This is a genomic window from Micromonospora sp. NPDC005291, from assembly GCF_040607415.1.
Taxonomy (GTDB): Bacteria; Actinomycetota; Actinomycetes; order Mycobacteriales; family Micromonosporaceae; genus Micromonospora.
The window spans coordinates 52564-66112 of the sequence record NZ_JBEXGR010000022.1 but is presented as its reverse complement, the minus strand read 5'-3'; the positions used below and the strand labels follow the sequence as shown (position 1 = coordinate 66112).

Genomic DNA, 13549 nt, shown 5'->3' with positions numbered 1-13549 from the left:
TGGAGGATGGCGGAATGGGACGGGCAACTGATCGACGGGGCGTACTCCGGATCGACCTGGACGCTGCGACCGCAGGGCGTGGGTCCGTCCGCCGGCCGGACACCCTCGCCGTGGAGGAGCCGCTGGAGATCCGGGTTGGCGCGGCCGGCCCCGGCCGGCGACGGCCCCTCGCCGTCACCATGCGCACCCCCGGCGACGACCTGGACCTGGCCATCGGGTTCCTGTTGACGGAAGGGCTGATCCGGTCGACCGACGATGTGCTGACCGCGCAACTCTGTGCTGGCGCGGAGACGCCGAACACGTACAACGTGGTGGACGTGGTGCTCGCCCCTGGCGTGCCGGAACCAACCACCGACCCGTCCCGGAACTTCTACACGACCAGTTCCTGCGGGGTCTGCGGCAAGGCCAGCATCGACGCGATCCGCACCCGGTCACTGTTTTCGGTCTCGGCCGACCCGCTCAGCGTGCCGGCCGCACTCCTCGCCGAACTGCCCGACCGGCTCCGCGCCGGCCAGCGCGGCTTCGATCGCACCGGCGGACTGCACGCGGCGGGGCTGTTCACCTCCGACGGTGAGCTGGTGGTGCTCCGGGAGGACGTGGGCCGGCACAACGCCGTGGACAAGGTGATCGGCTGGGCGGTACGGGAACGCCGGCTGCCACTGGCCGGGCACCTGCTGCTGGTCTCCGGCCGGGCCAGCTTCGAGCTGACCCAGAAGGCGTGGATGGCCGGCCTGCCGCTGCTCGCGGCGGTGTCCGCCCCGAGCACCCTCGCCGCCGAGTTGGCCGACGAAGCGGGGATGACGCTGGTCGGCTTCCTGCGCGGCAACACGATGAACGTCTACGCGCATCCCCAACGGGTCACAGTCTGACCACCAGCTCGTCCAACAGCCCCAGCCGAATCACGGCGTCGCGGGCCAGCAGGAAACCGGCGATGCCGAGGATCCAGCCGAGCATGCCGCCGGAGTGCCGCGCGATCCAGGCGTTGAGCCGGACCAGCACCGGCTCGACCAGCCTCGGCCACGCCACCCGCGCCCCCAGCAGCAGCACCGCCGGCAGCACCATGACCAGGCAGTAGCCGGCGAGCACCCCCACCATCTCCGCCGCACCGACCCCGGAGGTGGTCAGCAGGCCGACCGCACCGAGGTACGGCAGCATCGTCGCCACCTCCGCGAGCGCGGCGAGTAGCGCCAGCCCCACCAGCCATCGCGTCGAGGAGTCGCCGGCGGTGACCCGGTCCCGCCACCGCAGCACACTGCCGCCGCGCGGGCGTCGTTTGCCGTCGTACCGGAAGCTGAGCGCGAACAGCCCGACCCCGAGAGCGAGTTGCGCCCAGAGCACCGGCCGGTTGTCCATCGCCCCGCCGAGGACGTCGGCCAGCTGGCTGCCGCCCAAGGCGAGCAGCAACCCGACTGCGAAGTAGAAGACGGTGATGGTGCCGAGGTAGACGAGGATCCGGCGGGCGTTGACCGTCCCGGGTGCGAGCAGCAACCAGACCGGGATGAAGAGGGTGCCGATGCTGGTGCTGTCGATCAGGGCCAGGCCGGCGAGCGACAGCAGCAGTCCGACACTCATGTGGGGCATTCACTGGATAGGGGCACCTGATGATTGTTCGGGGACGGCGGCTCCGACGCGTCGGTCGTGAACAGGAGAAACGCGTACATCGTTCGACGGATGCCCTCGTCGGGAAACCGCTCTATCAGCTCCGGGTCCGGATTCGGCGGCTATCGAGCCTGGACCCAGCCGACGAAGCGCTCGGTCAGGCCATCCGGCGGCGTCCCGCCGTACAACTCAGTGAGGTGCTCGGTCGCCTCGGCTTGTAGCGTCTTCAGGTGCTCGACCAGCTCGACGGGGCGACCGCGGTACTGACCGAGCAGGCGCAGTTTCGCAACCGAGCAGGGCCAGGCGATCCCGCAGGTGCGGCAACGCCATGTCGGCTTGAGCAGGGGATGATTTGCGTTGTCGGTCATCGGCCAGCCCGCACTGTCAGTGGCGGGTTCGTGGGCTTCGGCTTGTCCTGCATGGCGTCCCCTCGTCGTTGGGAGGGGCCGCCCCTGAGTGTTCGCTCACTCACGGGGCGGCCCCGGCACGAACGCGACCGCCGGGTCTCGGGTGGTCCCTGCCGGCCGCGCCGTCTCAAGAGGCACACTTCCAAGGGTTGCGAGCCGAATACACTGCGTAGCAATATCTCCTGTGGACGTTTCGGACGTACGGAGGGGTTCCGGATGAACCGTGCAGTCGCTGAGGCCATGTCAGCATCCGGCCTGACAGCGGACAGCCTCGCCGCTCAGATCGGGGTGGACCCGAAGACGGCGGCCAAGTGGGCGAACCCGGGACGGATTCCGCAGACTCGCCACCGGTCGAAGGTCGCGGAGATTCTCCGTCGCGACGAGGGCGACCTCTGGCCCGACCTGTTCAAGCGGCGAGAGCCGGCGTGGTTCCGACCTTGGACGGACATCGAGCGCGAGGCGGTGGGGCTGCGGTGGTACGAATCCGCCGTGTTGCCCGGCCTCCTACAGACCGAGGCGTACGCCCGAGCCGTGTTGAGCAGCGGGCTCTGGGCCGACGACGACCTGGAGGCGCACGTGGAGACCCGCCTTCGCCGACAGGTTGCCGTGTTCGATCGACCGCGTCCGCCGTTGAGCGTCTTCGTGATCGACGAGGCCGCGCTGCGCCGAGGAAGACCGGACATCATGGCCGACCAGCTCGACCATCTGATGGTGCTCGCCGAGCGGCCGGCCGTGATGATTCACGTGCTCCCCCTGACGGCTGGCTTCCACCCCGGTCAGGCCGGGCCGTTCGTCATCGCCAGCACACCCGACGGCGGCGACGTCGGCTACCTCGATGACCAGGCGGCCGGACGCCTCAGTAATGACGTTGCTCCGCTGTGGGCGGTCTGGGATAGCGTGAGGTCGTTGGCGCTACCGCGAGACCTGACCATCGACCTGATGAGAGCGCGAGCATGGATGACCTGACCGGCGCCCGTTGGCGCAAGAGCACCCGCAGCAGCTCGAACGGTGGGGCCTGCGTCGAGGTGGCCGACAACCTGCCGGGCGTCGTGCTCGTGCGCGACACCAAGGACCGGGACGGCGGCACACTGACGTTCGGGCCGGCGGCCTGGGCGGGCTTCGTCAGGCTTGCGAGGGAGATCGGCCCCGTCGGCTAGGGCATGCCCTGTCGATCTTCACGATCGACTCGGGTCACGCCGCTACGATTTCGACGGCACCCTGAGAGATCTTGACGTCGAACTCCATGCCGGTGCCTCTGGAAAGTTTGACGAGCGTCGCGATCGACGGCGGCTGGTCGCCGGACTCCAGTCGCGCGATGACCGACTGGGTCATGCCCACCTTGCGAGCGAGCGCGGTCTGGGTCAGTTCGTTATCGGTGCGGTACTGCACGATACGGAGAGCGACCTCCCGGGCGAAGGCTGTCCGATCCCACTCTGCGCGGAACACCGGGTCCTCACGGCCACGCTCCCTGACGACCTGCTGCGAGGTCTTGAGGTCGGAAATTTCCATCACTCCCCCTCCAGGTCCTTGATCCTTCGCTCTGCGACTGTGACGGCTCGTTTGAAGTCTCGCTGACTGGAGCTGTTCAGGGCCTCCGGGTGATAGAGGCCTGGCCAGGGGCCGTGGCGACTATAGCAACTTTGCGATACGGCTGCGGGGAGTCAGCTGCGGCCGGGCGGCGGCTGGCAACAGGCTTGTCAGCGTCGGCCACGTCGGCTCCGTTTGCGGGGGCGGACCACTCCAGGCATCCCGACCGACGGCCAGCCATCCAGCTCGGACGGGGGCACGCCGCGCCGGAGCAGGTCGTCCAGCAGCACGGCGAGCGAGTAGTCGGGGTGCAGGCTCAGCGTGCGTTCGAGGGCGACCGCCGCCAGCGCCCCGTGCCCCGCGCGCCAGGCCGCGAACGCCAGCAACGCACCCGGCGCGGCGGTCAACTCCGGCTCGGCCCGGCGCAGCACGTCGGTCCAGAGGGCGATGTCCCGGTCCCGACCGTCGGTGCGTTCCCAGGCGTGATCGCGGATCGGCAGGTGGGTCAGCAACAGGCTCAACCAGGCCACCTCGTCGTCGTCAAGCCGATCACCGCGCCGCTGTCGACGCTGGGCCTCGCGAACAGCCACCACCCCGGCGGAGCGCACCGCCCGACCGCCGAGCAGGTCACCTGAGGGCGCCTGCTCGATCAGCTCGGCCAGCCTCAGCTCGGCGCGAGCCGTGGCCGCACTGACCGCGTGCCGGGCAGGCCCGTCCACCGGTGCCACCTGCGCCACGAGGGCGGCCCGGTCGGGGAGAGCCACCTGGCCGGCGAAGACGGCCGAGGCGGTCACCTGGTTGGCCGCCGGGTCGTAGCGCCGCCCCTCGGGCGGGCAGCAGCCCGGCTCGGTGCAGAGATAGGACCACCATCGGCCGTCGGTCACCCGCAGCGCGTCGAGCACCTCCAGGCCGACTCTGGTCAGAGCGGCGCGTACGGCATCCACGCTCGGAGTCACCCGGTCAGGCGGCCCGTAACCCACGACGGTGGCGGCCTCCGCACCCTGCCGGCGGATCACGCCGGCCAGGTGCCGGGCCCGCTCGACCGGATCAGTCGACGGGTCGGGCAGGTCGGCGCGGGCCGCGAAGATGATCTGCCGGCCGAGCAACGCCACGGCGACCACGCTGTCGGTGGGATGAAACCCGAGCAGGTACGGCACAGCGGCGATCAGGTCGGCGGGTGAGCGGACGGCGAGCTGAGGGCGATCGGTCGAGGTCATGCCGGAAGCCTGCGGCGGGTGTGCCCGACCCCGCCGCCCCTGTGGATGACACGCGGCTTATCCACAGTTACTCAGAGTGTTTTGCCTGGTCATCGCAGATCAAGGATGGCTCGATGTGTTCGGGTGGCACCGATGTGTCGTGGGGAGCGGTTACCGTGCGCTGATGGACCTGGCGTACCTGCGCGCACACCCGGCACACCTGCCGACGTTCCGGACCCACCAACGGATCCGGGAGACGCCGGTCGCCGGTGGGAACATCTGCGCCGCGGCCCGGCTGACCCTGGACGACGGTCACTCCGTCTTCGCCAAGTCCTGGCCGGAAGGGGCCACCCGACCGGTGCCGGAGGGCTTCTTCTCCGCCGAGGCGGCCGGGTTGCGCTGGCTGCGGGAGGCCGGCGCGGTCGCCGTACCCGAGGTGATCGTGGCGTTGCCAGACCTGCTGGCGCTCGACTGGGTGGAGCCCGGCGAGCCGACGCCTGAGGCAGCGGAACGCTTCGGCCGGGAGTTGGCCGACCTGCACCGGGCGGGCTCAGCCGCCTTCGGTGCGACCTGGCCCGGTTTCATCGGGGCGCTCCCACAGGACAACACCCCCACCGACGGGCCGTGGTCGACGTGGTTCGCGGAACGACGCCTCGCCCCCTACCTGGCGCGCTCGGTCGACGGCGGTGCGCTTACCAGCGCCGACGCCACGCTGGTCGAGCAGGTGATCGGTCGGGTTAGCGGGCTCGGCGGCGACGAGCCGCCCGCGCGCATCCACGGCGACCTGTGGCCGGGCAACGTGCTGTGGGGCGCCGACGACCGGGCCTGGCTGGTCGACCCGGCAGCGCACGGCGGGCACCGGGAAACGGATCTCGCCCAGCTCGCTCTCTTCGGCGGCATCCCACACCTGGATCGGGCGCTGGCCGCCTATCGCGAGAGTTGGCCACTGCCGGCCGGCTGGCGCGAGCGGGTGCCACTGCATCAACTGCATCTGCTGCTCGTGCACACCGCGCTGTTCGGCGGCAGCTACCGAGATGCGGTCGTCCAGACCGCCGGTGCCGTCCTGGGCCGGGCCGAGCGCGCTACGGTCGACAGATGAGCGTCGCCCCGGGGACCGACGGCGTCCTCGTCGACCGGTACGACCGCGTCGCCCGGGACCTGCGCGTGTCCCTCACCGACAAGTGCAACCTGCGCTGCACCTACTGCATGCCGGCGGAAGGGCTGCCCTGGCTGGCCGGCCCCGAGTTGCTGACCGACGAGGAGATCGTCCGGCTGGTCCGGGTTGCCGTCGAGCGGCTCGGTGTGACCGAGGTGCGGTTCACCGGCGGTGAGCCGCTGATCCGGTCCGGGCTGGTCGACATCGTGACCGCGGTCGCCGCGTTGAAGCCCCGCCCCCGGGTCTCGCTGACCACCAACGGCATCGGGCTGGACCGGCTGGCGCCGGCGCTGAGGTCGGCCGGCCTGGACCGGGTGAACGTCTCTCTGGACACCCTCGACCCGGCCCGGTTCACCCAACTCACCCGTCGTCCCCGCCTGGACGCGGTGTTGGCCGGGCTTGCCGGGGCGGCCGCCGCCGGGCTGAGCCCCGTGAAGATCAATTCTGTGTTGATGCGGGGAGTCAACGAGGACGAGGCGCCGGCCCTGCTCCGCTTCGCCGTCGACCACGACTACCAACTGCGGATCATCGAGCAGATGCCGTTGGACGCCCAGCACGGCTGGAACCGCGACACGATGGTCACCGCCGAGGAGATCCTGACCTCCCTGCGTACCGCCTTCGACCTCAGCCCCGACCCGGCCGAGCGCGGAGCGGCACCGGCGGAGACCTGGCTCGTCGACGGCGGCCCCGCCCGGGTCGGTGTGATCGCCAGCGTCACCCGCCCGTTCTGCGGGGACTGTGACCGCACCCGGCTGACCGCAGACGGCCAGGTCCGCGCCTGCCTCTTCGCAACCGAGGAGTCCGACCTCCGCGCCGCGCTACGCACCGGCGCGGACGACGACGAGTTGGCGCGGCGCTGGCGTGCCGCGATGTGGGGCAAGCGCGCCGGGCACGGCATCGACGACCCCACCTTCCTCCAGCCGACCCGGCCGATGTCCGCGATCGGAGGTTGAGGGCGTGGACATGACGCCATTGACCGTCCGCTACTTCGCGGGCGCCCGCGCCGCCGCCGGGCGCACCGAGGAGGTCGTGCCCGCAGGCCGGTCGCTCGATGACCTCAGCGCCGAGCTGACCCAGCGACACGGCGATCGACTCGCCTCCGTGCTGCGGGTGTCGAGTTTTCTGGTGGACGGCGTCACCTGTCATGATCGTCAGGCACCCCTGCCGGCCGGGGCCACGATCGATGTCCTGCCCCCGTTCGCGGGCGGCTGAGGGAGGCGTACACATGTTGGCGGTTCTGGGGTTCGTGGCTGTCCTGGCACTGGTCACCGGTCTCATCCACCTCTATCTGTGGAAGCGGCTCGTTCGGGACACCACCACCCCGGGCCGTTGGCGGCGGGTCGGCGCGATCGCCGCCGCGGTGTTGGCAGTGCTGGTGCCGGTCACCCTCGCCGGGACGCAGGCCGGGCTCTACTGGCTCGCCTGGCCGGGCTACCTGTGGCTCGCGCTGATGTTCTACCTGCTGGTCGTGCTGGTCGTGCTGGAAGTGCCGATGCTGGTCACCCGACTGGTGCTGCGCCGCCGGGTGGTTGCGGCGGAACCGACCGCCGCCGCGCCCGAGCCGGTGTTGGTCGGCGCAGCCGGGCCGACCGAGCCGCCGGCCGTCGGCGCCGTCGCGGCACCGGACCACGACCCGGCCCGCCGGCTGCTGCTGGCCCGTGGGGCGGCCATCTTCGCCGGCCTCACCGCCACCGGCATCACGGGGTACGGCGTACGCACCGCGCTCGGCCCACCCCAACTGGACCGGGTGCGGATCCCGCTCGCGAAGCTCCCGCGCAGCATGGACGGCCTGCGCATCGCGACCGTCTCCGACATCCACCTCGGCCCACTGCGCGGCCGGGCGCACACCGAGCGGATCGTCGCCGCGATCAACCGGCTCGACGCGGACCTGGTGGCGGTCGTCGGTGACCTGGTCGACGGCTCGGTCGCCGAGTTGGGCTCGGCCGCCGCGCCGCTGCGTGACCTGCGCTCCCGGTACGGCAGCTTCTTCGTCACCGGCAACCACGAGTACTACTCGGGGGTGGAGGAGTGGGTCCAGGAGGTGGACCGGCTCGGCCTGCGGGTGCTGCAGAACAAGCGGCAGGAGATCCAGGCCCGGGGCGGCGTGCTCGACCTGGCCGGCGTGAACGACCTGTCCGGCACGGGCACCGGCCTCGCTGCCGGGCCGGACTTCGCCGCCGCGCTCGGCGACCGTGACACGAGCCGGCCGGTGATCCTGCTCGCGCACCAGCCGTTGGCAGCGGTGGAGGCGGCCACGTACGGCGTCGACCTGCAACTGTCGGGGCACACCCACGGCGGGCAGATGGTGCCGTTCAACCTTGCCGTCCGACTCGAACAGCCGGTGGTCAGCGGGCTCGGGGAGGTCGACGGCACCAAGGTCTACGTGACCAACGGCGCCGGCTTCTGGGGTCCGCCGGTGCGGGTCGGGGCCAAACCGCAGATCACCCTGGTGGAGTTGCGCTCGGCATAGCGGACGTCACGTCCGCGCGTGGCGGCAGGCGGCCGTCGCGGCGGGCGTGACAGGATGCGGCGTGCCCCCGTTCAGCGCCGTACCCCCCGGTGGCCCCACGCCATTCGTCGCGGACCTGCACATCCACTCGAAGTACTCCCGCGCGTGCAGCCGTGACCTCACCACACCGAACCTCGCGTGGTGGGCTCGGCGTAAGGGCATCGGCCTGCTCGGCACCGGAGACTTCACCCACCCCGCCTGGTACGACCACCTGCGGGAGACACTGCGTCCGGCCGAACCGGGGCTCTACCGGCTCGACCCGGAGGCGGAGCGGGACGTCGCCCGCCGGCTACCGCCCCGACTCGCCAGCACGGCGGAGGCGGACCCGGTCCGGTTCATGCTGAGCGTGGAGATCTCCACCATCTACAAGCGGGACGACCGGACCCGCAAGGTGCACCACCTGATCTACCTGCCCGATCTGGACGCGGTGGCCCGGTTCAACACCGCGCTCGGCCGGATCGGCAACCTCGGCTCCGACGGCCGGCCGATCCTCGGGCTGGACTCTCGCGACCTGCTGGAGATCACCCTGGAGGCCAGCCCGGACGGCTTCCTGGTGCCGGCGCACATCTGGACGCCGTGGTTCTCCGCGCTGGGCTCGAAGTCCGGCTTCGACGCGATCGCGGACTGCTACGCCGACCTGGCCGAGCACATCTTCGCCGTGGAGACCGGTCTCTCCTCCGATCCGGCGATGAACTGGCGGGTCGGCAGCCTGGACGGCTACCAACTGGTGTCCAACTCGGACGCGCACTCTCCGCCGGCCCTGGGCCGGGAGGCAACCGTGCTGACCGCTGAACGGGACTACTTCGCCGTCCGGGAGGCGCTGCGGACCGGCGACGGCCTGGCCGGCACCGTCGAGTTCTTCCCGGAAGAGGGCAAATACCACGCGGACGGGCACCGGCTGTGTGGGGTCAGCTGGTCTCCGGAGCGGACCAGGGCCGCTGGCGGGCGCTGCCCCGAGTGCGGCAAGCCGCTCACCGTGGGCGTTCTCAGTCGGGTCGAGGAGCTGGCGGACCGCCCGGAGGGGCACCGGCCGGCGCACGCTCGGGACGTCACCCACCTGGTGCCGTTGGCCGAGATCCTCGGCGAGATCAACAAGGTGGGCGCCCGGTCGAAGAAGGTCGAGGGGCGTCTCAACGAGTTGCTGGCCGCGCTCGGCCCCGAGCTGGAGATCCTCACCACGACACCGCTGACCGACATCGCGCAGGCAGGTGGTGAGCTGCTCGCGGAGGGTATCGAGCGGTTGCGGCGCGGCGATGTGCGCCGGGTGCCGGGCTACGACGGCGAGTACGGGGTGATCACGCTCTTCGACCCGGCTGAGCTGGGTGCCAGCGCGGGCGCGGCCCAGGAGACGCTGTTCGACGTACCGGTGCCTGCGCAGCGGCGACCCGCGGAGCCGGCGGCCCGCTCGACGGCCAAGCGTCCGGCGGCGAAGGCGGAGCCGAAGCGTAAGCCGACCCCGCCCCCCGCCCCGCCGATCGCGTCGCCGCCGTCTCCCCACGAACCGTTCGAGCCGATGCTCTCCGGCATGGAGGAGGTCGGCACCGGCCTGCTGGACCGGCTGGACGCGATGCAGCGGGTGGCCGCCTCCGCTCCCGGCGGTCCGCTGCTGATCGTCGCTGGTCCGGGCACCGGCAAGACCAGGACGCTCACCCACCGGATCGCGTACCTGTGCGCGGAGCTGAACGTCTTTCCCGAGCGCTGCCTCGCGATCACGTTCACCCGCCGGGCCGCCGAGGAACTGCGGCACCGCCTCGACAACCTGCTCGGCCCGGTCGCCGAGGACGTCACCGTCGGCACGTTCCACGCACTGGGGTTGACCATCCTGCGGGAGAACGCCGACGCGGCGGGCCTACCGGCTGACTTCCGCATCGCCGACGACGCGGAGAGGGCGGCAGCCCGGTCGGAGGCCGGCGACGACAGCGCCGGTTATGCGGCGCTGCTGCGCAAGCAGGACCTGGTCGACCTGGACGAGCTGGTGAGCCTGCCGGTGGAGTTGTTGCGGGCCGACCGTGAGCTGGTCGAGCGGTACCGGGACCGCTGGCGGTGGATCTTCGTCGACGAGTACCAGGACGTCGACGCGGTGCAGTACGAGCTACTGCGGCTGCTCAGCCCGGCGGACGGCAACCTGTGCGCGATCGGTGACCCGGACCAGGCGATCTACTCGTTCCGGGGCGCCGACGTCGGCTACTTCCTGCGCTTCTCCCAGGACTTCACCGATGCCCGGCTGGTCCGGCTCAACCGCAACTACCGCTCGTCGGCGCCGATCCTGGCCGCCGCCGTGCAGGCCATCGCACCGTCCTCGCTGGTCCGCGGCCGACGGCTGGACCCGGCCCGACTCGACCCGGAGGCACCCCTGATCGGCCGGTACCCGGCGGCGTCCGTCGCCGAGGAGGCCGACTTCGTGGTCCGTACGGTCGACGAGCTGGTTGGAGGGTTGTCCCACCGGTCATTGGACTCGGGCCGGATCGACGGCCGGTCCACCTCGCTGTCCTTCTCCGACATCGCCGTGCTGTACCGCACCGACGCGCAGGCCGCGCCGATCGTGGACGCCCTGACCCGGGCCAACATCCCGGTGCAGAAGCGCTCACACGACCGGCTGCGGGACCGGCCCGGGGTGGCGGCCATCGCCCGCGAGCTGCGGCACGCCGACGGGTTGGCCGGCTCGCTGGCCGCCCGGGTACGGCTGGCCGGCCAGGTCGTCGCGGAGCGGTTCGCCATGCCCACCCTGGATGGCGCCGGCGGCACGGTACGTCCCGAGGACGTCCGGTCGGCGGTGGACCTGCTGACCCCGCTGGCCCGACGCTGCGGCGACGACCTGGAGACGTTCCTGTCGCAACTGGCCACCGGCGCGGAGGTCGACGCGCTCGACCCACGCGCGGAGGCGGTCACCCTGCTCACCCTGCACGCCGCGAAGGGCCTGGAGTTCCCGGTGGTGTTCCTGGTTGGCGTCGAGGACGGGTTGCTGCCGCTGCGCTGGCCGGGCTCGACGCCCGACGAGGACGCGGTCGCCGAGGAGCGCCGGCTCTTCTTCGTCGGCCTGACCAGGGCCCAGGACCGGCTGTACGTCAGTCACGCCGCCCGCCGCACCCGACACGGCGCGGAGCGTGACTGCGCTCCGTCGCCGTTCCTCGGCGTCGTCGACCCGGGCCTGTTCGAGAGGTTCGGCGAGGCGGAGCCGCGTCGCCCCAAGGACCGCCAGCTCCGCCTCATCTGACATCCGCCCGAGCCGGGCGGGCCGATCACCCGAGGAGCACGGCGAGCCAGGCGCCCGCGAGCAGGGCTGGACCAAGTGGCAGCAGGGTGTCCCGGCGCACCCGTCGCGCGGCGAGCAGCCCGAGCACCAGGCCACCGTGCAGCAGGTGGGGCAGGAGCAGCCCGGTCAACAGGGCGTCCCTGCCCAGCCAGCCGAGCGGCAGGCCGAGGACGGCGGCGAGCTTCACGTCCCCGAAGCCCAACCGGGACCGAGGCAGCAGGGCCAGCAGCACGTGCGCCGCGCCAGCGACGGCCGCGCCGACCAGCGCGTTGACCAACCGGCCCGGAGTGCCGGCCAGCAGCGCCGCACCGGTCAGGCCGACGAGGGCCAGCACCCCGGCGGCGAGGACCAGCGGGTCAGGCAGTCGCAGGCAGGCCAGGTCCACCACGGCCAGCACCAGCCCCACCGCTGCCACCGCGAGGAGGACCGGTAACGCCGGGTCGTCAGCCCGCGCGACCGCGAGCCCGGCGAACACCACGGCCGCCACCACCGGGCTGAGCCACGCCCGGGTGTCGCGTCGAGGTCGAGGCCTGATCGACACGGTCGTGAAGCGCCGGGCCAGCCGAGGTACGACGAGGCCGACCAGTGCGCCGAGCAGCGCCACCGGCACCAGCGCAGCGGCCGACATGGGCCGGACGTTACCGGCGGTCGCCCACCGGCGCGGCCCCCGACCGTGATCCCGCGCCCACCCGGCGGGGACGCTCGGTGCTCACGACCACAGCAACCCCGGCGACGATGACCGCGCCTCCGAGGAGCACCTGCGGGGTGATCGGCTCGGCCACCAGCAGCGCGCCGAGCGCCACCGCGACCGCCGGGTTGACATAGGCGTACGTCGACACCAGCGAGATGGGTGCGTTGTGCAGCAGCCAGACGTACGCGGTGAACGCCACCAGCGAGCCGGCCACCATGAGGTAGCCCAACGCCAACCAGGACCGGGTGCTGACCGCAGTCGGGTGGAAGTCGGCGAACTCGCCCCGGCCAGCGGCGATGACGGCCAGCAGCAGAGCGCCGGCCAGCATCTCGTACACCGTGGCCACGAAGGGGTCGGCGGGCATCCGGATCCGTCCGGACAGGAACGAGCCGACCGACCAGGAGGTGGCCGCCGCGACAATGGTCAACGCCCCGACCAGCGGTACCGCGTCCGCGCTGCCGGCGGGCAGCACCAGCAGGACCAGACCCACGAAGCCCAGGGTGACCCCGGCGAACGTCCAGATCGGCGGTCGGTCCCCGGTGGCGGAGCGCAACAGCACCACGAGCAGGGGCACGGTCGCCACCAGCAGCGCGGCGATCCCGGACGGCACCGCGACTCCGGGCGGCCCGGATTCGGCGAGCACCACCAGGCCGTTGCCGCCGGCGAGCAGGAGCACCCCGATCAGCGCGGCGGAGCCGAGCTGCCGCCAGTCCACCCGCAGTGCGCCCGGGCCTCGGCGCAGCCGCAGCACCACCGCCAAGATCAGGCCGGCGACGGCAAACCGCAGGGCGGCCGACATCAGCGGAGGCAGCGTCTCCACGGTGATCCGGATGGCCAGATAGGTGGAACCCCAGAGCACGTAGACCACGATCAGCGCGGTCCAGATCAGGGTCGGTGCGGCGCCTGCGCGGCGGCCGGCGAGGGCTGCGGCGCTCGGTGGAGGTGAGCTCATCGGTGGACCACGCTACGGTGACGTCGGAGTCGGCGTCGCGCATTGGTGGCCGGCCTCTCACCACTTGTGCAGGAGGGCGGCATGACGAACTACGGACCACCGGGGGGTGACAACCCGGGACCGTGGCGTGGACAACGACCCGACGAGACGCCCGGACGGCCGGTACAGCCGCCCTACCCGGCAGCGCCCGAGCCCTACCCGCCGGCCGTTCCGTCCTACCCGCCCGCACCACAGGGAAGACCCGCGCAGTACGGCGGTG

14 protein-coding genes are annotated in these 13549 nt (G+C 71.8%); 8 read left to right on the top strand and 6 right to left on the bottom strand.

Going from position 1 to position 13549, the window contains the following annotated elements; genetic code table 11:
* The first annotated feature begins 14 nt into the window (after nt 1-14).
* Entirely contained in the window at nt 15-869 is an 855-nt protein-coding gene (gene fdhD / locus ABZT18_RS25400) for a formate dehydrogenase accessory sulfurtransferase FdhD (protein WP_354993044.1), read from the top strand.
* Here the strand turns inward: fdhD and ABZT18_RS25395 are convergent.
* Entirely contained in the window at nt 859-1572 is a 714-nt protein-coding gene (locus ABZT18_RS25395) for a GAP family protein (RefSeq protein ID WP_354993043.1), read from the bottom strand. The two genes, fdhD and ABZT18_RS25395, sit on opposite strands and share 11 nt — an antisense overlap.
* A gap of 149 nt (nt 1573-1721) precedes the next feature.
* Nucleotides 1722-1967 (bottom strand): flavin reductase, encoded by a 246-nt coding sequence (locus tag ABZT18_RS25390; RefSeq protein WP_354993042.1) that lies wholly within the window; start codon nt 1965-1967, stop codon nt 1722-1724.
* Between the two features lie 255 nt (nt 1968-2222).
* Between ABZT18_RS25390 and ABZT18_RS25385 the strand changes: the two genes are divergently transcribed.
* Nucleotides 2223-2972: a DUF5753 domain-containing protein gene (locus ABZT18_RS25385; RefSeq protein WP_354993041.1), complete on the top strand. Its 750-nt coding sequence runs from the start codon at nt 2223-2225 to the stop codon at nt 2970-2972.
* Nucleotides 2960-3163, top strand: a complete 204-nt coding sequence (locus tag ABZT18_RS25380) for a DUF397 domain-containing protein (RefSeq protein WP_354993040.1) — start codon at nt 2960-2962, stop codon at nt 3161-3163. Before ABZT18_RS25385 ends, ABZT18_RS25380 begins: the two co-directional genes overlap by 13 nt.
* A 34-nt stretch (nt 3164-3197) precedes the next feature.
* Here ABZT18_RS25380 and ABZT18_RS25375 read toward each other — a convergent pair whose 3' ends face one another.
* Both ABZT18_RS25375 and ABZT18_RS25370 read right to left on the bottom strand, forming a co-directional pair.
* On the bottom strand, nt 3198-3515 hold the full coding sequence (locus ABZT18_RS25375; RefSeq protein WP_354993039.1) for a helix-turn-helix transcriptional regulator: 318 nt from the start codon (nt 3513-3515) through the stop codon (nt 3198-3200).
* A gap of 188 nt (nt 3516-3703) precedes the next feature.
* The gene (locus tag ABZT18_RS25370; RefSeq protein WP_354993038.1) at nt 3704-4750 is read right to left on the bottom strand and encodes a DUF4192 domain-containing protein; all 1047 of its coding nucleotides are present in this window, start codon (nt 4748-4750) and stop codon (nt 3704-3706) included.
* Between the two features lie 163 nt (nt 4751-4913).
* Between ABZT18_RS25370 and ABZT18_RS25365 the strand changes: the two genes are divergently transcribed.
* The 5 genes from ABZT18_RS25365 to ABZT18_RS25345 all read left to right on the top strand — a co-directional run bounded on the left by ABZT18_RS25365 (nt 4914) and on the right by ABZT18_RS25345 (nt 11608).
* A complete protein-coding gene (locus tag ABZT18_RS25365; RefSeq protein ID WP_354993037.1) occupies nt 4914-5828 on the top strand; it encodes a fructosamine kinase family protein in 915 nt (304 codons plus the stop codon).
* On the top strand, nt 5825-6838 hold the full coding sequence (gene moaA / locus ABZT18_RS25360; RefSeq protein ID WP_354993036.1) for a GTP 3',8-cyclase MoaA: 1014 nt from the start codon (nt 5825-5827) through the stop codon (nt 6836-6838). Before ABZT18_RS25365 ends, moaA begins: the two co-directional genes overlap by 4 nt.
* A gap of 10 nt (nt 6839-6848) precedes the next feature.
* Nucleotides 6849-7097 (top strand): MoaD/ThiS family protein, encoded by a 249-nt coding sequence (locus tag ABZT18_RS25355; RefSeq protein ID WP_354993135.1) that lies wholly within the window; start codon nt 6849-6851, stop codon nt 7095-7097.
* Between the two features lie 13 nt (nt 7098-7110).
* Entirely contained in the window at nt 7111-8355 is a 1245-nt protein-coding gene (locus ABZT18_RS25350) for a metallophosphoesterase (protein ID WP_354993035.1), read from the top strand.
* A 61-nt stretch (nt 8356-8416) separates the two neighbouring features.
* Entirely contained in the window at nt 8417-11608 is a 3192-nt protein-coding gene (locus ABZT18_RS25345; RefSeq protein ID WP_354993034.1) for a UvrD-helicase domain-containing protein, read from the top strand.
* A 25-nt stretch (nt 11609-11633) separates the two neighbouring features.
* On the opposite strand, the gene ABZT18_RS25340 is transcribed toward ABZT18_RS25345, so the two are convergent.
* Complete coding sequence (locus ABZT18_RS25340; RefSeq protein WP_354993033.1) at nt 11634-12275, bottom strand: prepilin peptidase; 642 nt, start codon at nt 12273-12275, stop codon at nt 11634-11636.
* 10 nt (nt 12276-12285) lie between these two features.
* The gene (locus tag ABZT18_RS25335; RefSeq protein ID WP_354993032.1) at nt 12286-13290 is read right to left on the bottom strand and encodes an EamA family transporter; all 1005 of its coding nucleotides are present in this window, start codon (nt 13288-13290) and stop codon (nt 12286-12288) included.
* Nucleotides 13291-13549 lie beyond the last annotated feature (259 nt).